Genomic DNA, 21181 nt, shown 5'->3' with positions numbered 1-21181 from the left:
CTGGTTCCCTGGACAGGATTATTGTTCGGGCCTTCCTGGCGATAGGGCCTGCCGGTGCGCTCGTCTGGGGCGCCGCGACACGGCTTACTGTAGGAGCATAGCCCGCGCCTAACCGCCGACAAGAGTGGCACTTTGCTGCAGGTCGAAGGCAGTTGCAGGCGAGACGGGTTTCCGGTAAGTGACGAGCATGAATCCTCAAGAGATCTATCTACTGGGCTATGTGGTGGCGGGGCTGCAACTCTGCGGCCTGGTGGCCGCCGTGCATGCGGTATTCACCGTGCGGACCTCGCAGGGCGCCATCGCCTGGGCCATGTCACTGGTCTTCATGCCGGTGCTCACCCTGCTGCCGTATCTGGTGTTCGGACGCAGCAGTTTCGATGCCTATATCCGCGCCCGTCGCCAAGCCAACGTGGAGATGCACGCGGCGGTGGCGCAGCTGGATTGGCGCCCCTGGGTCGACGAAGCCCTGGCAGTGTCCGACTCCCCGACCCGGCCCAACCCGCTACAGCCGTTCGCCCGCCTGGCGCAGATGCCCAGCCTGGCGAGCAATCAGGCACGCCTGTTGATCGATGGCCAAGCCACCTTCGACGCCATCCTCGCGGCCATCGCCAGCGCGGAAAAGGTCGTGCTGGTCCAATTCTTCATCATCCGCGACGACGCCATCGGGCGTCGCCTGCAGCAAGTACTGATCGAGCGCGCCCGGGCTGGCGTACAGGTCTACCTGCTCTACGACTCCATCGGCAGCCACGCCCTGCCCCGCCGCTACACCCGCAGCCTGCGCCAGGCGGGGGTACAGGTACACGCTTTCGCCACCCGGGGCTTCATCAGCCGCTTTCAATGGAATTTCCGCAATCACCGCAAGATCGTTGTGGTGGACGGCCGGATCGGCTTTGTCGGCGGGCTGAATGTCGGCGACGACTACCTGGACCAAAAGCCACGCCTGTCGCCCTGGCGCGACACCCATCTGGAGCTGAGCGGCCCGGTGCTGGCGTGCCTGCAGGATTCATTCGCCGAGGACTGGTACTGGGCCAGCCACGAGCTGCCGCCACTGCTGCTGCCCGAGGGCTACGGCGAAGCCGACATGGTCTGCCAGGTGGTCTGCAGCGGCCCGGCGGACAAGGACGAAACGGCCTCCCTGTTCTTTGTCCAGGCCATCAACATGGCCAAGCGCCGAATCTGGCTGACCAGTCCTTATTTCGTCCCCGACGAAGCAGTGTATGCCGCCCTGCGCCTGGCGGTACTGCGTGGCGTGGAAGTTCGCCTGCTGCTGCCATCGCGGCCGGATCATCGGGTGGTATATGCAGCCTCGACGCTCTATGCCCGGTCGATCATGCGTGCAGGGGTGCGAGTGTTTCGCTATCAGCCCGGCTTCATGCACCAGAAGGTGCTGCTCATCGACGAGGATACCGCCGCGGTGGGCAGTGCCAATCTGGACAATCGTTCGTTCCGGCTGAACTTCGAGGTCATGGTGCTGGTGGCCAATCGCGAGTTCGCCGACGGAGTGGCGCGGATGCTCGAAGCGGACTTCGAGCTATCCCAGGAGCTCACCCCGGAAAACGAACCCAAGCCGCACCGCCTGCAACACCTCGGCATGCGAGTGGCTCGGCTGGTGGCGCCGGTGCTGTAGGAACGATCAAAGCCCGGCGCCTCCTGCCTGCGCCTTTAGCGGCCAAGGGTCTGCTGCAGAAACCAGGCGCGCTCTTCGGTCTGGTCGATCCACTCTTCCAGGAGGCTGGTGGTGGCCACATCGTTATTACCATCGGTCAGGCCATGAGTGCTGCGCATGAAGGCCGCCAGGCTGAGATTGTCCGCGTGCAGCTCGGCCAGCATCTGCTCGGCGCTCAGGCCTTCCACCTCACTGCTCACCAGACGTTTCCTGGCCACGATCTGCTCGACCGAACGCAGTGTGGGCTGGCCCAGCTTGCGGGCCCGCTCGGCAATGGGATCGGTCATGGCGAACAGCTCACCCGCCTGCTCATCGAGCATCAGGTGGTAGTCGCGAAAGTGCGGGCCGGAAATGTGCCAGTGGAAGTTCTTGGTTTTCAGGTACAGGCTGAACACATCGGCCAGCAGCACCGAAAGCGCCTCGCCGATCTCGGCACGGGCATCGATGCCTGCGTCGGGGCTCTGCTGGGCACGGTTGCGGATGTTCTCGACAGCACTGAACTCATGTCGGGCATTGGTCGAAGCCATGGAGGGAATCTCCTCTGTTGGGTTGTGGTCATGCCGCCGCGGCGGCAATGAAACCTCTCCTTTCAATGGACCACAGTCGGCCGACGCTGATCATCGGATGTGACTGTCGCGGCGATAGGACATGCCTATGACCCCGCTGTCTTCAGCGCCGATCCAACCGTGAAGAGCACCAGCCCACCGGCATCACGGCCTCCGGCAGGCTGGAGCGGGGCGTCCGACGCACTCTTGGTCAGCGCTTGAGCAGCGCCTTGATGCCCGCCAGGGCATCGTTGCCCCGAGCGGCCTTGACCTCGACCGGCGCTTCCTCCTGCCCTTCCCATTCCAGATCATCGGGCGGCAGCTCATCGAGAAAGCGGCTGGGCATGCACTCGATGATCTCGCCGTACTGCTTGCGCTTGGCGGCGTAGGTGAAGGCCAGTCTCTGCCGCGCCCGGGTGATGCCCACGTAGGCCAGGCGGCGCTCTTCCTCGATGGTATCGGCCTCGATGCTGGAGCGGTGCGGCAGGATCTCCTCCTCCATCCCCATGATGTAGACCGAGGGAAACTCCAGGCCCTTGGAAGCATGCAGAGTCATCATCTGCACGCCTTCGGCGCCCTCTTCTTCCTCCTGCTGGCGCTCGAGCATGTCGCGCAGGACCAGCTTGGCGATGGCCTCCTCGATGGTCATGCCACCCTCTTCATCCTTTTCGAGGGTGTTCTTCAGCGCGTCGATGAGAAACCAGACGTTGCCCATGCGAAAATCCGCGGCCTTGTCGCTGGAGCTGTTCTGGCGTACCCAGTTTTCGTAGTCGATGTCCATCACCATGCTGCGCAGAGCGGCGATGGGGTCGTTCTGCGCGCACTCCTGGCGCAGCTTGTCCATGTAGCGTTTGAAGCGCTGCAGGCGCTCGACGAAGCGGCCGTCCAGTCGCTCGGCCAGGCCCATCTCGTCGCAGGCGGCATACAGCGAGATGTGCCGCTCGCCGGCATAGTTGCCGAGTTTTTCCAGGGTGCTGGAGCCGATTTCCCGGCGCGGCACGTTGATCACCCGCAGGAAGGCGTTATCGTCGTCCGGGTTCACCAGGAGGCGGAAGTAGCTCATCAGGTCCTTTACCTCCTGGCGGGAAAAGAAGCTGGTGCCGCCGGACAGGCGATAGGGAATCTGGTGGTGTTGGAGCTTGAGCTCCATCAGCTTGGCCTGGTGGTTGCCCCGGTAGAGGATGGCGAAGTCGCTGTAGGGGCGGTCGGTCTTCAGGTGCTCGGTGAGGATCTCCAGGGCGATGCGCTCGGCCTCGGCCTCTTCGTTGCGGCAGCGGATCACGCGGATGGCGTCACCGTGGCCCATCTCGCTCCACAGCTGCTTCTCGAACACGTGGGGGTTGTTGGCGATGAGCACGTTGGCGCACTTGAGGATGCGGCTGGTGGAACGGTAGTTCTGCTCCAGCATCACCACCTTCAGCGAGGGGAAGTCGTCCTTGAGCTGCATCAGGTTTTCCGGCCGGGCGCCGCGCCAGGCGTAGATGGACTGGTCGTCGTCGCCGACCACGGTGAATTGCGCGCGGTCCTGCACCAGCAGCTTGACCAGCAGGTACTGGCTGGCATTGGTGTCCTGGTATTCGTCCACCAGCATGTAGCGCACCTTGTGCCGCCACTTCTCCAGTACCTCGGGATGGTTCTGGAAGAGCTTCACCGGTTGCAGGATCAGGTCGTCGAAATCCACCGCGTTGTACGCCTTGAGCGTGCGCTGGTAGTGCAGGTAGACGACCGCGGCGGTCTGCTCCCTGGGGTTGCGTGCCTTTTCCAGGGCCTCCTCGGGCAGGATGAGGTCGTTCTTCCAGCTGCCGATCTGCTGCATCACCTCGGCCACGCCGTCATCGCCGGCGTATTCCTTCTGCATGATGTCCGAGACCAGCGCCTTGATGTCGCCCTCGTCGAAGATAGAGAAGCCCGGCTTGTAGCCCAGGTGCCTGTGCTCCTTGCGGATGATGTTCAGCCCCAGATTGTGGAAGGTGGACACCGTCAGGCCCTTGCCCTCGCCGCCGCGCAGCAGGGTACTGACCCGCGCCTTCATCTCCCGCGCAGCCTTGTTGGTGAAGGTCACCGCGACGATGTACTGGGCGCGGATGCCGCACTGCTGGATCAGGTAGGCGATCTTGCGGGTGATCACGCTGGTCTTGCCGGAGCCGGCGCCGGCCAGCACCAGCAGGGGGCCGCCGACGAAGTGCACGGCTTCCTGCTGCCGGGGGTTGAGTCGGGACATGGCTTGGTCGAGTCTGGGAATGGACGGAGCGGGAGTTTAACAGGCCGGCGAGCACCGAGCCGGCAGGAGCGCCGGAAGGCAGCAAGCTGGACGAGCGAGGCGGCGCGCAGCCTGTCTTCCAGCTTCTGCGTCCTGGCTCATGGATCTGTTCATGTCTTCAGGACTGTGCCGGGCGATATTGCAGGGCCTCGCCCAAGTGGGCGCGACCGATTGCCTCGGCCTCTTCGAGGTCAGCCAGGGTACGCGCCACCTTGAGTATCCGGTGGGCGGCCCGCAACGACAGACCCAGCCGCTCGCAGGCGCCTTCCAGCCAGCGGCGGTCATCGTCCTGCAGCGCACAATGCTCGCGCATGGCGTGCAGATCCAGGGCAGCATTGGTGCAGCCCTGGCGCGCCAGCTGCCGGGCTCGGGCTGCCGCCACCCGAGCGGCTACCGCTGCGCTGTTTTCGCCCTGCCCAGGTGCAGCATTGAGCTGGGTCGCTTCCCGGGCGACGGTCAGGTGCAGGTCGATGCGGTCCAGCAGCGGCCCCGACAGCTTGGCGCGGTAGCGCTGGACCTGATCCGCCGAACAGCGGCAGCGCCCGCTGGGGTCACCCAGGTAGCCACAGGGACAGGGATTCATCGCCGCGACGAGCTGGAAGCGGGCCGGAAAGCGTACCTTGTCGCGCGCCCGGGCAATGACGATCTCGCCACTCTCCAGCGGCTCGCGCAGCACCTCCAGTACCTTGCGGTCGAACTCGGGGAGCTCGTCGAGAAACAGCACGCCCTGATGGGCCAGGGTGATCTCACCAGGCCGCGGCCGGCTGCCGCCACCCACCAGCGCCGGCCCCGAGGCGCTGTGGTGCGGCTGGCGAAACGGCCGTTGCGGCCAGTGCGCCAGGGGCCCCTGGCCTGCCACCGAATGGATCGCCGCCACCTGCAGCGCCTCCCGTTCGTCCAGTGGCGGCAACAGGCCGGGCAGGCGGCTGGCCAGCAGGGTCTTGCCGGTGCCGGGTGGCCCGCTGAGCAGGAGATTGTGCGATCCCGCCGCCGCTACCAGCAGTGCGCGCTTGGCGGCCGGCTGGCCCTGTACATCGGCGAGATCCGGATAGGGCAACACCTGGCGCAGCAAGCCTTCGGCCTGGTAGGGCGGCAGCGGTTGCTGGGCCGTCAGGTGTGCGGCTACCTCCAGCAGGTGATCGGCGCAGTAGACCGTCAAGCCGCTGGCCAGGCTGGCCTCTTCAGCGTTGGCGCGCGGGACCAGCAGCGCCCGACCCGCCTCCCGCGCAGCCAGGGCCGCCGGCAACACTCCTTGCACGGGACGCAGCGCGCCGGACAGCGCGAGCTCACCGAGACACTCCAGCGACGCCAGGGATTCGGCCGGTATCTGGGTACTGGCGGCGAGAATGCCCAGCGCGATGGCCAGGTCGAAACGTCCGCCGTCCTTGGGCAGGTCGGCGGGCGCCAGGTTGAGAGTGATGCGCCGTGCGGGGAATTCGAAACCGGCGGTCAGGATGGCGCTGCGCACCCGATCCTTGCTCTCCTTGACTGCAGTCTCCGGCAAACCCACCAGGGTCAGGGCCGGAAGGCCATTGGCCAGGTGGGTTTCCACGGTGACAGCTGGTGCTTCGACACCTACCTGGGCACGGCTGTGCACGATAGCCAGGGACATCTGATCACTCCTTGATCGGACGAAGGCATTGAACGGTGGTTATTCCACGATGGGCGAGGTATCTGGCGCGGGCGGCGCATCCTTGGCTTCGAGGGCGGCGACCTTGGCCTCCAGCGCCTCGAGGCGGGCACGGGTACGCGCCAGCACAGCCATCTGGCTGTCAAACTCCTCGCGGCTGATCACGTCCAGGCGGATCAGCGCGCCCTGTACCATGGACTTGAACTGGGCTTCGAACTCGTGGCGCGACAAGGGTGATTCCCCATTGAACAGCCTGGACGCCTGGGCGCTGATCGCATCGACAAAAGCTTTGGGCGGCAACATGGACGATTCCTGTGACGGGACTGCCGGTCAGTCTAACACCCACAGGGTCGCACGCCAGACGCACCCTTCAATGCACAAGTTCTGTGCAACACCGGTTCCGACATGGCTCTATTCTGGTGCAAAGCGATCTTTTGTTACCGAATCAGGCCTCTCCCTGAATCGTCTGAACCAGCAAGGGCACTGCAATTGACCAACCTGGCACCCTTTCTGCTTACTTCGCTCGACGCATGCACCATTGCAGTCAGGGTGCTGCGACAGAACAGACGAAGTTCGTCGCGAGATCGACGGTGTGTCGGATGGGCGGTGGTCCAACCAGCGCGTTACAAGAGCCAGACACTGAGCTTAGACTTGAGCCGGGTTCGTACTTCTGGGGCAAGTCCATCTATAACGGGAGATTCACATGAAACTAGTCACTGCCATCATCAAGCCGTTCAAGCTGGACGATGTCCGCGAGTCCCTGTCGGAAATCGGCGTGCAGGGCATCACCGTTACCGAGGTCAAGGGATTTGGCCGCCAGAAGGGCCATACCGAGCTCTACCGCGGCGCCGAATACGTCGTCGACTTCCTGCCCAAGGTCAAGATCGAGGTCGCCATTGCCGACGACCAGCTCGATCGCGTGATCGAGGCCATCAGCAAGGCTGCCAACACCGGCAAGATTGGTGACGGCAAGATTTTCGTAGTCAACCTGGAGCAGGCGATTCGCATCCGTACCGGCGAAACCGATACCGACGCGATCTAAGCGCCTCCGAACCCAACGCCCCAGGAGCTACAACCATGACACTGCGAATCCTCGCAGGGACAGGTGCTGCGCGGCTTGCACAAAATCCCAGGCCGGGCATGGTCCGGGATACCGCGAACGCACCGCATGCCGTGACACCGTGGCCGGTCACCGTCGCCGGTGATGCAGACCAGGCCATCGCCAGCGGCCCTTGTGCCGCCGCCGTCACCCCATCCCCGCTTCCTTCGTCTACCCGTCCGCGCTGGCGGCACGGTTGCTCATGGCTCCTGGCTCAGGTTCCGGCCTCCGCTACCGCGCTGCACGGACCTGTTCCGTTGCCGGCTCGCGAACACCGGACCAGGGCGTTCCCACGCAGGGCAGAAGGTCTCGACCGCCCGCATGGACCCAAACAGAACTGGCTTGCAGCCCGGCGCGCGCTCCGCGACCGGGCCGCGAGGCCCAAGGATACGCCCGGCGCCAACCCCGGGTGTAACACAGGCCAGGGCGAGCACTACGAGCCTGTGGCAGATACAGCGCAACAAGCGCGACAGCATGAGGTGATGTATGGATAGCGAAGCAATGCTTGGAGTCTCCTACGGACTCGACACGTTTTACTTTCTAATCTGTGGCGCACTGGTGATGTGGATGGCGGCTGGTTTCGCCATGCTCGAATCCGGCCTCGTTCGCGCCAAAAACACTGCCGAGATCCTGACCAAGAACATCGTGCTATACGGCGTGGCATCGATCATGTACCTGCTGGTCGGCTACTACATCATGTACTCAGGCACCGAAGGCGGCCTCTTCCCGAGCCTCGGTTTCCTGATCGGTGACGAGAACGCCGTCGACGCGGTAACGGCCGAGGGCCTTGCCGAGGGCGAGGGCTACTACTCCATGCGCGCGGACTTCTTCTTCCAGGTGGTCTTCGCCGCCGCGAGCATGTCCATCGTCTCCGGTGCCGTGGCCGAGCGGATGAAGCTGTGGGCCTTCATGGCCTTCGCCGTGGTCATGACCGGCTTTATCTACCCGATTCAGGGCTTCTGGAGCTGGGGTGGTGGCTTCCTCGACGAGCTGGGTTACTCCGACTTCGCCGGCTCCGGCATCGTCCACATGGCGGGCGCCACGGCGGCTCTGGCCGGTGTGATCCTGCTCGGCGCACGCAAGGGCAAATACGGCCCCAACGGCCAGATCAACGCCATCCCCGGCGCCAACCTGCCGCTGGCGACGCTCGGTGCCTTCATTCTGTGGATGGGTTGGTTCGGCTTCAACGGCGGTTCTCAGCTGCGCATGAGCACCGTGGAAGACGCCAATGCCGTGGCCCAGGTGTTCACCAACACCAACATGTCCGCTGCCGGCGGCCTGGTCGCCGCGCTGATCACCGCTCGCCTGCTGTTCGGCAAGTCCGACCTGACCATGGTCCTCAACGGTGCCCTGGCCGGCCTGGTGGCGATTACCGCCGAACCGCTCACTCCGAGCGCCCTGCAGGCTGCCCTGATCGGTGCCGTGGGCGGCGTGCTGGTGGTGTTCAGCATCCTGGCCCTGGACAAGCTGAAGCTCGACGACCCGGTCGGTGCCATCTCCGTACACGGTGTGGTCGGCATCTGGGCTGTGCTGGTGGTCCCGCTGACCAATGCCGACGCCTCGTTCGTCGCACAGCTCATCGGTATCGTCTGCATCTTCGCCTGGGTGTTCATCGCCAGTCTGATCGTCTGGAGCATCATCAAGGCGGTGATGGGCCTGCGCGTCAGTGAGGAAGAAGAGTACGAAGGCGTTGATATCGCCGAGTGCGGTCTGGAAGCCTATCCGGAGTTTGTCCGCAAGTAAGCTGACAGCTCAGGGTACGAGGGCGCCTTCGGGCGCCCTTTGCTTTTCCCGAAGGCGCGTTAGAATGCGCGCATTTTCGGCCCCACGGGAGGCGATGCATGTGGCAGCAGCGGTTCATCGAGCTCGGACCTCTTCCACGGGGCTTTCACCTGATCACCGACGAGGTGCTGGCGGAGCTGCCGGAACTGTCGCTCTGCAAGGTGGGTCTGTTACACCTGCTGTTACAGCACACGTCGGCGTCGCTGACGCTCAACGAGAACGCCGACCCCTCGGTCCGCCGCGATTTCGAGCGATTCTTCGATCGCCTGGTCCCCCGCGGTGAAGCGGGTTATGAACATGACTATGAAGGCCCTGACGACCTGCCCGCGCATTTCAAGGCGAGTCTGCTGGGCACCGAGCTGACCCTGCCAGTGCGTGAAGGCCGGCTGGCCATCGGCACCTGGCAAGGCGTCTATCTCGGCGAGCATCGCGATCGCGGAGGCGCCAGACGGATTCTGGCGACCCTGCACGGAGCCGATTGATGTTTTATCCGGTGCGCCTTGGGCTGCACCACCCTAGCAACCTGCGTTCAAGCCGTTGAGGTGGAACATGAGCGACGAAGAACTGGAACAGGACGATCTGGAAGTGACCGAGGAGGATGACGGCGAGGAGCTGAACGCCGCACCGGAAGAGGCCGAGGACAGCGAGGAGGAACAGGACTCCGCCGAGCGCACCACGCCAAAGAAAAAAGCCAAGGCCGTGGAGGTCGAGGAGCTGCCGAGCCTCGAAGCCAAACGCCGCGAGCGTGACGAACTCGAGCGGGCCATGGCCGAATTCCTTGCCCGCGGGGGCCAGGTTCAGGAGATCGAGCCGAACGTGGTGTCCGATCCGCCGAAAAAGCCGGACAGCAAGTACGGCAGCCGCCCCATCTGATCGATCGGCCTGTCTCCGGGATCATCCGGAGATCGCCCGGCTCGCTGTACGGCTCCCGATGATCTACCACGGGGGCCGTACACGCAGGACCGTCCAGACCCAGTTCTAGCGCCACCTCGTCAGCAGCCCGGGGATCTCTCGCAGGCTGCGGATCTCCGCGTCCGGATGTTCATCGCCGATCCAAGGCCTGGCCTGGGGGTTGAACCACACCGCCCGCATCCCGGCGCCGCGCGCGCCTCCGATATCGTCCAGCGGATGGTCACCCACGTGCACCGCCTCGGCAGCCGCTACCCCGGCACGCCGCAGGGCTTCCTCGAAGGGGTGCGGATCGGGTTTGCCGATGCCGAGTTCCTCGGCGCAGAGGGTAAAGTGGAAATAGTCGGCCAGTCCGAGCCGTCGCACATCCGCGTTCCCGTTGGTCAGCACCCCCAGCAGGTAATGGTTGGCGAGCACCTCCAGAGTCGGCTGCACCTCGGGAAAGACTTCGATCGCGTGGCGCGCGTCGAGAAACACCGTGAAAGCCTGCTCGGCCAGTTGCGCTGCTTCTAGCGGAGCGTAGCCCGCCTCGTCCAGGGCCCGTTGCAGGATTCGCCGGCGCAGCTCTCCGATGCGATGTCGCAAGGCCGGCTCAGTGGCGATCAGACGCTGGCGGATCGCCGCCAGCGTCTCGATGGGAAAGTCGCCCAGCAGTGGGGCGTGGCGCGCCAGCCAGGTGCGCAGCGCGGCCTCGGCAGCGTCGATGACCGGCGCGGTATCCCAGAAGGTGTCGTCCAGGTCGAAGGTGATCAGCCGAATGCTCATGAAAGCCCCGTGTAGGCGTGGACCTGCAGTGTACGCCGCGGTACGGGGCGATTTCGAGCCGTCGTCCGACCTCAGCGGTCGGGTTTGCGTCTGGCCCGTGGATGGGCCTGGTCGTAGACCTTGGCCAAGTGCTGGAAGTCGAGATGGGTGTAGATCTGCGTGGTGCCGATGTCGGCATGGCCCAGCAGCTCCTGGACCGCGCGCAGGTCCTGGGACGACTCCAGCAGGTGACTGGCGAAACTGTGGCGCAGCATGTGAGGATGCAGCTTGGCGCCTAGCTCCCGGGCGCCGGCCGCACGGACCCGCAACTGCACCGCCCGTGCGCCCAGCCGCCGGCCCTGGCGCGAGACGAACAGCGGGCCCTGCGCCGGCGCCACCAGGGCGCGCAGCGGCAGCCAGGCCGTCAGCGCCTCGCGGGCCTGGCGCCCGACTGGCAGCACCCGTGCCTTGCCGCCCTTGCCCCGCACCTCCACCAGCCCCTCGGCGAGATCGAGTCGCTCCAGGTCCAGCCCGACGAGCTCGGAGAGCCGCAGACCCGAGGAATAGAAAAGCTCGAGAATCGCCTGATCGCGGCGGGCGATGAAATCATCCTCCACGCCGCCTTCGAGCAGCTGCATGGCGCGATCGGCATCCAGCGCTCTGGGCAACCGCCGCTCGCCCCTGGGCGGGCACAACCCCGCCGCCGGGTCATGCCGGCACAGCCCCTGATCGGCGAGGTAGCGGTAGAAGCCCCGTACCGCCGACAGCAGCCGCGCCAGGCTGCGGCTCGATTGCCCCTTGCCGTGCAACCCTGCCACCAGCAGGCGCAATTGCGCCTGGTTCAGCGCATCCCAGCGGGTCACGCCCTGGACGCGGCAATGCTCCAGCAGCCGCTCCAGATCGCGGCGGTAGCCGTCCAGGGTATGCGCCGATACCTGCCGCTCGCAGCGCAGGTGATCGAGGTAGGCGTCCAGTTCGGATTGCATAGGGGCGTATTCCCAGGATCGAGCCGCAAGCCAGAATGAGGTCCGGTCTGGCACCGTGAAGCTTTTCGCTTCCACCTTAAGCTTGTGGCTTGCGGCCTTTCGACTGCCTCTTACCTCACCGAGCGCAGAGGCGCATTGAAACGCGGCAATACTCGCGACAGCACTTCGGTGATGTGCGTCAGAAACAGGGTGCCCAGGGTGCTCTTGTAGTGCTGCGGATCAGGGCTGCCGACGGCGAGCATACCCTGGTTACCAATGCTGGCCACCGCCGCCGAGCCGATCTGGCCGTCGTCCTCACCGAAGAGGAACGACAATTCCTGCGGACGCAGAGTGCCACAGGCGCTCTTGTCGCCGGAGAGCAGCCCACCCAGGGCTTTCTGCGCCTCGGCGAGGGTCACGCTGCGTCCAACCGGCAGCGGCGTGTCGCTGAACAGGATCAGGCTGACATAGGGCACCTGGAAGCGATGGCGCAGGCTGTCGTCGACAGCGCCGACGACCTCTTCGAGATTCGAGGCCTCCAGCACATCGAGGATCAGCCGGCGGGTCTTGTCGAACAGCCGGTCATTGTCCCGGGCCACGTCCATCAGGTGCGCAAGGCGCCCGCGCATCTCGTTGTTGCGCTCGCGCAACAGGCTGATCTGGCGCTCCACCAGGGACACCGCGCCGTTGGGGCCGTGGGGAATCTGCAGGGTGGTCAGCAGCTCGTCCCGCTCCATGAAGAACCGCGGGTGCTGTTCCAGCCAGGCGGCGACGCTCTCGGCGTCGAGCAATGCCTTGGTTTTCTCGCTCATAGACGGACCTGTCCTTCGAAAACGCGAACGGCGGGACCAATCATCATAACGGGGTGGCCGGTACCTGCCCATTCGATGGACAGACGGCCGCCAGGCAGTTCGATCTGCAAGGGCGAATCCATCCAGCCCTGACGGATCGCCGCCACCGCCGCGGCGCAGGCGCCGGTCCCGCAGGCCTGGGTTTCCCCGGCGCCGCGCTCCCAGACCCGCAGCCGGGCGCGCTGCCGATCGAGCACCTGCAGGAAGCCGACGTTGACCCGCCGGGGAAAACGCGGATGTGTCTCGATCTGTGGCCCCAGCTCATGCACCGCGGCCGTGTCGACGTCGTCCACCCGGATCACCGCATGGGGATTGCCCATGGACACCGCGGCGAGTTCGACGGTCTGGCCATCGACTTGCAAGGGATAGCTCAAGGCCTCTTCGGCAGCATCGAAAGGAATGTCGGCCGGCACCAGGCGTGGTGGCCCCATGTCGACGCGGACCTGGCCATCCTGGCGCAGCTCCAGTTCGATCACTCCACCCTTGGTCTCGACCCGCACCACACGCTTGGTGGTCAACCGCTTGTCGATGACGAAGCGGGCAAAACAGCGCGCGCCGTTGCCGCACTGCTCCACCTCGGAGCCGTCGGCATTGAAGATCCGGTAGCGAAAGTCCACGTCCGGGTTGAGTGGCGGCTCTACGATCAACAACTGGTCGAAGCCCACCCCGGTGTGCCGGTCGCCCCACTGCTTGGCGTGCTTGGGCTGGATGTGCGCATGCTGGCTGACCAGGTCGATGACCATGAAGTCGTTGCCGAGGCCATGCATCTTGGTGAAACGCAAAAGCATCGGCTTACTCCGGCAACAGGCTTTCGCCGGCGTACAGTTCCTCGAGCGTTTCGCGGCGCCGTACCTCGAAGGTGGCAGCGCCATCGACCAGCACCTCGGCTGCACGGCCGCGGGTGTTGTAGTTGCTGCTCATGACGAAACCATAGGCGCCGGCCGAACGCACCGCCAGCAGGTCGCCCTCGGCGAGGACCAGTTCACGATCCTTGCCGAGAAAGTCGCCGGTTTCGCAGATCGGACCCACCAGGTCGTAACAGCGAGGCTCGCCGGTGCGAGGCTGTACCGCCACCACGTCCATCCAGGCATCGTAGAGCGCCGGGCGGATGAGGTCGTTCATCGCCGCGTCGACGATGGCGAAATCCTTGTGTTCGGTGTGCTTGAGGTATTCCACCTTTGTCAGCAGCACCCCGGCGTTGGCGACGATGGAGCGGCCCGGCTCGAACACCAGGCCCAGTTCGCGGCCGGCCAGGCGTTCGCGCACAGCGCGGATGTAATCGCCCGGCTGCGGCGGCTGCTCGTCGCGGTAGCGCACCCCGAGTCCGCCGCCCAGGTCCAGGTGACGGATGCCGATGCCACGCTCGGCCAGCCGATCGATCAGGCCCAGCAGTCGATCCAGCGCGTCGAGAAAAGGCGCCATGCTGGTGAGCTGCGAGCCGATGTGGCAATCGACGCCGATCACTTCCAGGTTCGGCAGTTCGGCCGCACGTCCGTAGGCCGCCTCGGCCTCGGCGATGGCGATGCCGAACTTGTTTTCCTTCAGCCCGGTGGAGATGTAGGGGTGGGTGCCGGCATCCACGTCCGGGTTCACCCGCAGCGACACCGGCGCCCTGGCGCCAAGCTCGGCAGCCACCTGCTGCAGGCGCTCGAGCTCTTCGATGGACTCGACATTGAAGCAGTGCACACCGACCTCGAGCGCTCGGCGCATGTCATCGCGGGTCTTGCCGACGCCGGAGAAGACGATGCGCTCGGCCTTTCCACCCGCTGCCAGGACCCGCTCCAGCTCACCACGGGAGACGATGTCGAAGCCCGCACCCAGGCGGGCCAGCAGGTTCAACACGCCGAGGTTGGAGTTGGCCTTGACCGCAAAACAGACCAGATGCGGCATGCCCGCCAGGGCGTCGGCGTAGGCGCGGTAGCAGGCCTGGATATGGGCACGCGAATAGACGTAGGTCGGGGTACCGAAACGCTCGGCGATGGCGGACAGCGCCACGCCCTCCGCGAACAGCTGCCCGTCGCGGTAGTTGAAGGCTTCCATGGGTTCTCCTCAGAACTCGAAACGGTCTCTGGAGCGCTCTTGCGCGGCTTCGCTGTCGGGATGGTAAAGCGGGCCTTTCTGGCCGCAGCCAGCGAGCAGGGCGAGCGCGAGGAGGGGAAGCAGAAGACGCTTCATGGGTGCGAATCTCTTGGGAAATCGAATCGCCGGAGTATACCGGGCACCCGGTAGCTTGCCTATGCAGCCTCCGACGGTCACGCTGGGCTGCCGCGGCCGCACGCCGATGCTAAGCTGCCGTTCCTCAAGCCCGGTTCAAATGCAACAAGGAATTACCCATGCCCCTGAGCGAAGCCCGCTTCCATGATCTTGTCGACAGCACCCAGCAAGCGATCGAGGACGTCTTCGACGATAGCGACCTGGACGTCGACCTGGAGAATTCCGCCGGGGTACTGACCATCGAGTTCGACACTGGCAGCCAGCTCATCATCAGCCGCCAACCCGCTCTGCGTCAGCTCTGGCTGGCGGCCCGGGCCGGGGGTTTCCACTTCGACTACAACGACGAGAACGGCTGCTGGCTCTGCGAGGCCACCGACGAGACGCTTGGCGAAATGCTCACCCGCGCCTGCCGCGAACAGGGCGGCGAAGCGCTGGAATTCGAGGACATGTAAGCCCCTTGCGTCCCGCCTCTACTGTGTTAGGGTCAAAGGACTTCACGAAAACCCCGCCTCCCCCCGTTCGAAGCCGCCCGCCGCTGGCGGCTTCTCCCGATGGGTCTGGGCGGGGTTTTGCTTTTTTACCCGCCCGCACAGGAGGCCCCTGGCAGCCATGAGCAGTACGCCACCGATTACCCTGACCGCCAATGATGTCCAGCGCCTCGAGCGCCTGCTGGACGACATGAGTAGCTACGGCCCGGCTGCCGAAGCCCTGGAGCAGGAGATGGCCCGGGCCCAGGTGGTTGAGCGCAGCGCCCTGCCGCCGGGCGTGGTGAGCCTCAATTCCCGCGTGCACTGCCGCGAGGAGACCACCGGCAAGGATTATCACCTGACACTCGTCATGCCTCAGGACGCTCGCCAGGAAGGCACCGTCTCGGTACTGGCGCCGGTCGGTACGGCACTGCTGGGGCTGAGCGTCGGCCAGCACATAGACTGGCCGACACCGGGCGGGAAACTGCTGCGCCTTACCCTGCTTGAGGTCGAATACCAGCCCGAAGCCGACGGCGCTCAGTAGAGCCGTGCCAGGGCCTGGTTCAAGGCGACCTCCAGCCGCACCTTGTGGCGTAGCGACTGTACCGTGTGGGGCGCCTCGCCCGCCGACAGGTCGGTGAGGTAGCAGGGATAGCGTTCAGCGTGCCGGCGTCGCCCGAGGATGTCGCGGGCCACCTCGCTGTACAGCGCATCGCCGTATTCGAGACTGGAAAACTCGCGCCCGTTGCAATAGAGCGTGACCTGCGACCGGTCCCCGTCACCCGGCTCGATGATCGCCTGCACTTCATAGAAGGCATCCTCCGGACCGCTGCGTGGCGGCTGCCGCGACTCCAGTCGCAGGGCGCCGCCGCTTCCGCTGGCGACCAGCTCATGCAGACTGATCTCGAGTTCCGCCCCACGCTGCAGCGGCAGGTGCGCCGCGCGACGAAACAGTACGGCCTGGAGAAACCGCCAGAGCGGTGTGAGCAGGGTCTGAACGTCACGAAACGCCTGCCGCTGCCGCCACAGCGTGTTGCGCTCGTCGAGCACCGTCAGCTCCGCCTCTTCGTCCTCGACGCGATAGAACAGCTGCAGCCGCCCAGGCTTGCCCTGCGTCAGGATCAGTCGCAGCTCGTCGCCTGCCGGCAGCGCCTGATCGTCCAGCCGCAGCGGGCTCCAGACATGCCGGAGCTGGCCGAGGTGCTCCACCAGCGCCTGGCGGTCGGCCAGCTCATGCTGGCCGAGCTGCCCCGGTGTCAGGTCGAACAACTGGAAACGACCGCCCAGGTTGATCAGGTACCGACTGCCAGGCTGGCTCTGGAGCTGTTCGCGCAGCGCACCGAACAGCGCTTCGAGCCGCCTCGGGACCCTCGGATCACGATGGCGGCAGTGGCAGGCGGCCCGCAGCACCGGCGCCGGCCGCTCGTCTCGCAGGTAATCGAGCAGGCAGTCCGCCAGCGCCTGAGCCCCTTCGTAACGGAGGACCAGGAGCTCGTTCCAGCTGTTGAGCGTCACCTGGTCAAGCGTCGATACACGATTCTCCGCAGCAGCAGGGTTCTCGGTCAGGCTGTCGGCGCCCGGTAGCTCAGCAGGATCCAGCCCGGCGTTGGCCAGCAGCAGGATCCGCTGTGGTGTCGCCGGCAGCAACCAGGCCTCGTCCGGCACCCTTGGTAGCGGCAGGGGCAACACCTGCCGCAGGCTGCCGAGCAGGCCGGCAACTTCGCCCTCACTGAGCGCGCTGTCGCCCGGATGCAGCGACAGGCGGGTACCGCTGTCGATCAGCCCGTTGCGGTGACACCAGGCCAATAGCGCAACGGGCTCGCGGCCGCGCTTGAGCGGCGCGAAATCCTCGCACTGCCTGAGCGACAGGCTACCGCGATACAGGCTCCACAGGCGCTCACCGCCGGCCTCGGTGTGACACACCAGGGTCAGCGCCTCCTCGGCCATGTCCGGGGAGATGCCCGGATTGACCAGCTCCACCTTGCCCGGCTTACGTTCGAAGGCCGCGTAGAGCTTGCGCCCGATGATCGCCAGATCACGCCGCCCCAGCGAGCTGGCCACCTGCTGCTGGCGCGCGAACTGGGACAAGAAGCGGAAACTGTAGGTCAGTTCACTCACCAGCGCGCGGCGCTCGCGGCTCACCTCGGCGACCTTCCAGCCGCTGCGGCGATCGAGCCGTACCAGTTGAGCCTCGTCCCAGCCCCACTCCCCGGCCAACTGCTCGAAGAGCACCCGCTGCCAGCTTTTCTGGGCTCCGCTCGGTGGTCGGCTGAGCGGTTTGTCGACCTTGAAGTAGAGCGCGCGGCGGACCAGCTCGAGGCGTTCGGGCTCGGCTCGTCCACGCAGGTATTCCTCGATCAGTCGATAGACCTGCAAGTAGGGGTCGAGCGCATCCAGCTCGAGCCTGTTCTGGTAGACCGCCTGCTTGAAGCGCAGGCCCAGGCAGTCCACCCGGGGATGCTGGCTCGCGTAGACTTCGGTCAACAACAGCTTGAGCAAGGCCTTGTAGGGCGAGGCGATGCCCTTGTACAGCTGCCAGAGTCCGGCGCCGAGAAACTCGGCTGGCGGAATCCGCCCGAGATGACCGAGGTCGAGCAATTCCTCGGCACGGATGAAGCGACGCTCCAGCAGGATCCGTACGTAATCCTCGTAGCGGTGCTCTTCATAGGGAGGGACCAACCACCAGGTCAGCACCCGGCCCCCCAGCCAGATCGCCGAACGGTAGAACTCGTCAAGCAACAGATAATGCTGGCTGCTGCCGCAATGTTCGGCGCTCAGCGGCACATCGTCTTCGCCGCGACCGAAGCGCGCAGGATCGATGACAAAAAAATGCGCTTCGGTCCCCTGCTCTGCCGCCCAAGCGCTGATCAGCTCGCACTTGCGCTCCAGCTCGCATAGCGAGGCAGGGCTCAGCCCGGAGTCGTGACACACCCAGACATCCAGATCACTGTTCTCGGCATGGGCCAGGGAGCCCAGGCTGCCCATGAGAAACAGGCCATGGATCCGCGACGGCCCGATATTGCGGCCGCTGCGGGTACGGTTTTCCTTGTAGGCGAACGACCGGCACAGCGTCTGCGCCTCGGCCAACAGCTCCGCTTCGGGTTCGAACCCATGCAAGCCTGCCGGCGTGGCGGCGGAAACGTAACCGGGAAACAGCGGATGGTTGACGTGAAACAACAGTGGTAGCAGACGGAGCACCCGCTGCTGGCGGCTGGACATGGCTTCCAGGCAGCGAGCCAGCCGGCCCCGGTTGACCTCGAGAAAACGCTCCCGCAACTGCATCATGACCTTTCGATCGATGCCTTCTTCCAGCACGGGACGGATTTCTTGACTGCGCAACATGGGGGGCTCTATCAGGGATGGGCAAGGATACCAAGCCCCTGCATCGGCCGCAGTCGTCAGGGCTTGATACCGGTCGGCTGAGGAGCCACGCTTCGGCGACAATCATCACGCGTTGATTCAGACATGCGCGCCGCTGAGTAAAAGCTCGCAGGCAGATATAACAAATTACTCTGTTTCTTCATATTTCAATAACTAGCAAGTAAATTTTACTGGGCTGCATGAATCCCTGTTTCTATTTTCCCTGGCTTTGAGGGCATGTGCCATCGTAAGACAAGAGCCTGTTCAGAACCCTGATCCAGCGCACTTCCAGAAGCCCATCGATACCTCCGAAGGTCTTACAAACGCGAGCTCTAGCCAATAGAAAGGACACTCAGCCGAGACTGGTGAAACTTCTGGAACATCTCTACGTCTTGGTTAATTCGCATGTCCGGCCTGATAAGTAATTGCCTCGTTGAATCGTGGATATTAAGAATCATGCATGGCCGATATATCCGAGATCGTATAAGTCCTGCGGGTTGTGATCAGGCGCCCAATATGTTTAACCTGAAAAAGATCACTGCAAACAACAGGTAATGTTTTGACTTCCTTACCCGTCACCCTCCGTCGCCCAACCGACGGCGACGGATATCCGCTTCACCAGCTGGTGGCCCGCTGCAAGCCACTGGATGTCAACTCGGCGTACTGCAATCTGCTCCAGTGCTCCGACTTCGCCGATACCGGCATCGCCGCCGAGAATGCCAAGGGTCAATTGGTCGGCTTCATCTCCGGCTACCGGCCGCCGTCCCGCCCGGACACCCTGTTCGTCTGGCAGGTCGCGGTGGATAGCTCGATGCGCGGCCAGGGCCTGGCCCTGCGCATGCTGCTTGCGCTGACCGCCCGGGCCGCTGCCGAACACGGCGTGCGTTACATGGAAACCACCATCTCACCGGACAACAGCGCCTCCCAGGCGCTGTTCCGCAAGGCCTTTGCGCGGCTCGGGGTCACTGCCGACACCCGTGTGCTGTTCTCGCGCGAGGCGCATTTCGCTGGCGAACACGAGGACGAAGTCCTCTACCGCGCTGGCCCCTTCTCCAAAGCCTCACTAGGGTCTGTTGCCATTTCGTTCGCGGCCGCGCCGGAGCCTGTTTTTGCGCGAGGCAAGGCACGAGGAGCGAAGTTTGGTCATTCCAAATAAGCGACGAGTAACGCCGCATCGCGCAAAAACAGGCCCGGCCCTTTGGGTTGCGCGGCAAATGGCGCCATGCGGCGTTGCGGGACTTGGCAAGGGAGCGACCATTACCTGCGTCCGCGCCTGCGGAACGCCGCCCGACCTGGCGCCATTTGACGCTGCAACGCGGCTCGCGACGAAACGGCAACAGACCCTAGAAGAGCTCCAAGAAGATCAAGAACTCCAGGAGACCGCATGAACATCTTTGAACTGAACGAATCCGCCGTTCGCAGCTACTGCCGATCCTTCCCTGTCGTGTTCACCCAGGCGCGCGGCGCCGAGCTGGTGGATCGCGAGGGCAAGCGCTACATCGATTTTCTCGCCGGGGCCGGCACCCTGAACTACGGGCACAACCACCCGGTGCTGAAGCAGGCGCTGCTGGACTATATCGCCAGCGACGGCGTTACCCATGGCCTGGACATGTACACCGAGGCCAAGGAGCGTTTTCTCGAGACCTTCAACCGGCTGATCCTCGAGCCGCGCGGCATGGGCAGCTACCTCATGCAGTTCACCGGCCCCACCGGCACCAACGCCGTGGAAGCGGCGATGAAGCTGGCACGCAAGGTCACCGGCCGCGAGACCATCATCAGCTTCACCAACGGCTTCCACGGTTGCAGCCTGGGCGCCCTGGCGGCCACCGGCAACGGGCACCACCGCGGCGGTGCCGGCGTGGCCCTGGGCGGCGTCAATCGCATGCCCTACGCCAACTACTTCGGTGACAAGGCGAGCACCATCGCGATGATCGACAAGCTGCTCAGCGACCCGTCCAGCGGCATCGACAAGCCGGCGGCAGTGCTCGTCGAGGTGGTTCAGGGCGAAGGCGGCCTGAACGTGGCCTCCGCCGACTGGATGCGCAAGCTGGAAAAGCTCTGCCGCAAGCACGGGATGCTGCTGATCGTCGACGACATCCAGGCCGGCTGCGGCCGTACCGGCAGCTTCTTCAGCTTCGAGGAAATGGGCATCAGGCCGGACATGGTCACCCTGTCCAAGTCCCTCTCCGGCTACGGCCTGCCCTTCGCCATGCTGCTGCTCAAGGGCGAGCTGGACCAGTGGAAGCCAGGCGAGCACAACGGCACCTTTCGCGGCAACAACCACGCCTTCGTCACTGCCGCCGCGGCGGTCGAACACTTCTGGAAGGACGACAGCTTTGCCGCCAGCGTGGGCGCCAAGGGCCAGCGCATTGCCGAGCGCATGCAGCGCATCGTCCGCCGTCACGGCCCGGACTCGCTATTCGTCAAGGGTCGCGGAATGATGATCGGCATCTCCTGTCCCGATGGCGAGATCGCCGAAACCGTCTGCAGCCACGCCTTCGACAAGGGCCTGGTGATCGAGACCAGCGGCGCCCACAGCGAAGTGGTCAAGTGCCTCTGCCCGCTGGTGATCAGCGACGAGCAGATCGACCGCGCCATGGACATCCTCGACCAGGCTTTCGCCGCCGCCATGAAAGGCAGCACCGTGACCCAGGCGGCCGGCTGAGCCGCCCCTTTTCAGGAGAAACAG

19 protein-coding genes and 1 pseudogene are annotated in these 21181 nt (G+C 64.8%); 9 read left to right on the top strand and 11 right to left on the bottom strand.

What is annotated here, in order from left to right:
* Positions 1-187: 187 nt before the first annotated feature.
* Positions 188-1627, top strand: coding sequence for a cardiolipin synthase (gene cls, locus ACFOMF_RS10355; protein WP_386364479.1), 1440 nt, complete (start codon positions 188-190; stop codon positions 1625-1627).
* 35 nt (positions 1628-1662) lie between these two features.
* Here cls and ACFOMF_RS10350 read toward each other — a convergent pair whose 3' ends face one another.
* The 4 genes from ACFOMF_RS10350 to ACFOMF_RS10335 all read right to left on the bottom strand — a co-directional run bounded on the left by ACFOMF_RS10350 (position 1663) and on the right by ACFOMF_RS10335 (position 6404).
* A complete protein-coding gene (locus tag ACFOMF_RS10350) occupies positions 1663-2193 on the bottom strand; it encodes a Dps family protein (protein WP_386364477.1) in 531 nt (176 codons plus the stop codon).
* 229 nt (positions 2194-2422) lie between these two features.
* Positions 2423-4432 (bottom strand): DNA helicase Rep, encoded by a 2010-nt coding sequence (rep, locus tag ACFOMF_RS10345; protein WP_386364475.1) that lies wholly within the window; start codon positions 4430-4432, stop codon positions 2423-2425.
* Positions 4433-4589: 157 nt separating this feature from the next.
* Positions 4590-6083, bottom strand: a complete 1494-nt coding sequence (locus ACFOMF_RS10340; RefSeq protein WP_386364473.1) for a YifB family Mg chelatase-like AAA ATPase — start codon at positions 6081-6083, stop codon at positions 4590-4592.
* Between the two features lie 39 nt (positions 6084-6122).
* Complete coding sequence (locus ACFOMF_RS10335) at positions 6123-6404, bottom strand: accessory factor UbiK family protein (protein WP_386364471.1); 282 nt, start codon at positions 6402-6404, stop codon at positions 6123-6125.
* Positions 6405-6804: 400 nt separating this feature from the next.
* Between ACFOMF_RS10335 and glnK the strand changes: the two genes are divergently transcribed.
* The 4 genes from glnK (at position 6805) to sutA (ending at position 9855) form a co-directional block, all read left to right on the top strand.
* Complete coding sequence (gene glnK / locus ACFOMF_RS10330; RefSeq protein WP_386364469.1) at positions 6805-7143, top strand: P-II family nitrogen regulator; 339 nt, start codon at positions 6805-6807, stop codon at positions 7141-7143.
* A 543-nt stretch (positions 7144-7686) separates the two neighbouring features.
* Positions 7687-8943, top strand: coding sequence for an ammonium transporter (locus ACFOMF_RS10325; RefSeq protein WP_386364467.1), 1257 nt, complete (start codon positions 7687-7689; stop codon positions 8941-8943).
* A 98-nt stretch (positions 8944-9041) separates the two neighbouring features.
* Positions 9042-9464, top strand: a complete 423-nt coding sequence (locus tag ACFOMF_RS10320; RefSeq protein WP_386364465.1) for a secondary thiamine-phosphate synthase enzyme YjbQ — start codon at positions 9042-9044, stop codon at positions 9462-9464.
* Positions 9465-9531: 67 nt separating this feature from the next.
* Positions 9532-9855, top strand: coding sequence for a transcriptional regulator SutA (gene sutA, locus ACFOMF_RS10315; protein ID WP_386364463.1), 324 nt, complete (start codon positions 9532-9534; stop codon positions 9853-9855).
* A gap of 105 nt (positions 9856-9960) precedes the next feature.
* On the opposite strand, the gene ACFOMF_RS10310 is transcribed toward sutA, so the two are convergent.
* The 6 genes from ACFOMF_RS10310 to lptM form a co-directional block, all read right to left on the bottom strand.
* Positions 9961-10656, bottom strand: coding sequence for an HAD family hydrolase (locus ACFOMF_RS10310; protein WP_386364461.1), 696 nt, complete (start codon positions 10654-10656; stop codon positions 9961-9963).
* 71 nt (positions 10657-10727) lie between these two features.
* Positions 10728-11621, bottom strand: a complete 894-nt coding sequence (xerC, locus tag ACFOMF_RS10305) for a tyrosine recombinase XerC (protein WP_386364459.1) — start codon at positions 11619-11621, stop codon at positions 10728-10730.
* 110 nt (positions 11622-11731) lie between these two features.
* Positions 11732-12412, bottom strand: coding sequence for a DUF484 family protein (locus ACFOMF_RS10300; RefSeq protein WP_386364457.1), 681 nt, complete (start codon positions 12410-12412; stop codon positions 11732-11734).
* Positions 12409-13239: a diaminopimelate epimerase gene (gene dapF, locus ACFOMF_RS10295; RefSeq protein WP_386364455.1), complete on the bottom strand. Its 831-nt coding sequence runs from the start codon at positions 13237-13239 to the stop codon at positions 12409-12411. Before dapF ends, ACFOMF_RS10300 begins: the two co-directional genes overlap by 4 nt.
* A gap of 4 nt (positions 13240-13243) precedes the next feature.
* Complete coding sequence (lysA, locus tag ACFOMF_RS10290) at positions 13244-14491, bottom strand: diaminopimelate decarboxylase (protein ID WP_386364453.1); 1248 nt, start codon at positions 14489-14491, stop codon at positions 13244-13246.
* A 9-nt stretch (positions 14492-14500) separates the two neighbouring features.
* Entirely contained in the window at positions 14501-14626 is a 126-nt protein-coding gene (lptM, locus tag ACFOMF_RS10285) for an LPS translocon maturation chaperone LptM (RefSeq protein WP_386364451.1), read from the bottom strand.
* 158 nt (positions 14627-14784) lie between these two features.
* On the opposite strand from lptM, the gene cyaY reads away from it, so the two are divergent.
* Positions 14785-15117, top strand: coding sequence for an iron donor protein CyaY (gene cyaY / locus ACFOMF_RS10280; protein ID WP_386364449.1), 333 nt, complete (start codon positions 14785-14787; stop codon positions 15115-15117).
* A 157-nt stretch (positions 15118-15274) separates the two neighbouring features.
* The gene (rnk, locus tag ACFOMF_RS10275; RefSeq protein ID WP_386364447.1) at positions 15275-15676 is read left to right on the top strand and encodes a nucleoside diphosphate kinase regulator; all 402 of its coding nucleotides are present in this window, start codon (positions 15275-15277) and stop codon (positions 15674-15676) included.
* Here rnk and ACFOMF_RS10270 read toward each other — a convergent pair.
* Positions 15670-18474 carry a class I adenylate cyclase gene (locus ACFOMF_RS10270; RefSeq protein ID WP_386364445.1) on the bottom strand — a complete coding sequence of 935 codons (2805 nt, stop codon included), beginning with the start codon at positions 18472-18474 and terminating at the stop codon, positions 15670-15672. The two genes, rnk and ACFOMF_RS10270, sit on opposite strands and share 7 nt — an antisense overlap.
* Before the next feature lie 577 nt (positions 18475-19051).
* Here ACFOMF_RS10270 and ectA point away from each other — a divergent pair.
* Positions 19052-19558: pseudogene (gene ectA, locus ACFOMF_RS10265) on the top strand (diaminobutyrate acetyltransferase); the annotation flags it as partial.
* Between the two features lie 318 nt (positions 19559-19876).
* The gene (gene ectB, locus ACFOMF_RS10260; protein ID WP_386364443.1) at positions 19877-21157 is read left to right on the top strand and encodes a diaminobutyrate--2-oxoglutarate transaminase; all 1281 of its coding nucleotides are present in this window, start codon (positions 19877-19879) and stop codon (positions 21155-21157) included.
* Positions 21158-21181: the final 24 nt, after the last annotated feature.

The sequence above is a fragment of the Stutzerimonas tarimensis genome (assembly GCF_042648805.1).
GTDB classification, from domain to species: domain Bacteria; phylum Pseudomonadota; class Gammaproteobacteria; order Pseudomonadales; family Pseudomonadaceae; genus Azomonas; species Azomonas tarimensis.
The sequence above is the reverse complement of the archived record's forward strand: the minus strand, read 5'-3'. Positions and strand labels throughout refer to the sequence as shown.

Coding starts and splice junctions, on each gene's coding strand:
- cls (WP_386364479.1), top strand. CDS start 188: ATGAATCCTCAAGAGATCTATCTACTGGGCTATGTGGTGGCGGGGCTG.
- ACFOMF_RS10350 (WP_386364477.1), bottom strand. CDS start 2,193: ATGGCTTCGACCAATGCCCGACATGAGTTCAGTGCTGTCGAGAACATC.
- rep (WP_386364475.1), bottom strand. CDS start 4,432: ATGTCCCGACTCAACCCCCGGCAGCAGGAAGCCGTGCACTTCGTCGGC.
- ACFOMF_RS10340 (WP_386364473.1), bottom strand. CDS start 6,083: ATGTCCCTGGCTATCGTGCACAGCCGTGCCCAGGTAGGTGTCGAAGCA.
- ACFOMF_RS10335 (WP_386364471.1), bottom strand. CDS start 6,404: ATGTTGCCGCCCAAAGCTTTTGTCGATGCGATCAGCGCCCAGGCGTCC.
- glnK (WP_386364469.1), top strand. CDS start 6,805: ATGAAACTAGTCACTGCCATCATCAAGCCGTTCAAGCTGGACGATGTC.
- ACFOMF_RS10325 (WP_386364467.1), top strand. CDS start 7,687: ATGGATAGCGAAGCAATGCTTGGAGTCTCCTACGGACTCGACACGTTT.
- ACFOMF_RS10320 (WP_386364465.1), top strand. CDS start 9,042: ATGTGGCAGCAGCGGTTCATCGAGCTCGGACCTCTTCCACGGGGCTTT.
- sutA (WP_386364463.1), top strand. CDS start 9,532: ATGAGCGACGAAGAACTGGAACAGGACGATCTGGAAGTGACCGAGGAG.
- ACFOMF_RS10310 (WP_386364461.1), bottom strand. CDS start 10,656: ATGAGCATTCGGCTGATCACCTTCGACCTGGACGACACCTTCTGGGAT.
- xerC (WP_386364459.1), bottom strand. CDS start 11,621: ATGCAATCCGAACTGGACGCCTACCTCGATCACCTGCGCTGCGAGCGG.
- ACFOMF_RS10300 (WP_386364457.1), bottom strand. CDS start 12,412: ATGAGCGAGAAAACCAAGGCATTGCTCGACGCCGAGAGCGTCGCCGCC.
- dapF (WP_386364455.1), bottom strand. CDS start 13,239: ATGCTTTTGCGTTTCACCAAGATGCATGGCCTCGGCAACGACTTCATG.
- lysA (WP_386364453.1), bottom strand. CDS start 14,491: ATGGAAGCCTTCAACTACCGCGACGGGCAGCTGTTCGCGGAGGGCGTG.
- lptM (WP_386364451.1), bottom strand. CDS start 14,626: ATGAAGCGTCTTCTGCTTCCCCTCCTCGCGCTCGCCCTGCTCGCTGGC.
- cyaY (WP_386364449.1), top strand. CDS start 14,785: ATGCCCCTGAGCGAAGCCCGCTTCCATGATCTTGTCGACAGCACCCAG.
- rnk (WP_386364447.1), top strand. CDS start 15,275: ATGAGCAGTACGCCACCGATTACCCTGACCGCCAATGATGTCCAGCGC.
- ACFOMF_RS10270 (WP_386364445.1), bottom strand. CDS start 18,474: ATGTTGCGCAGTCAAGAAATCCGTCCCGTGCTGGAAGAAGGCATCGAT.
- ectB (WP_386364443.1), top strand. CDS start 19,877: ATGAACATCTTTGAACTGAACGAATCCGCCGTTCGCAGCTACTGCCGA.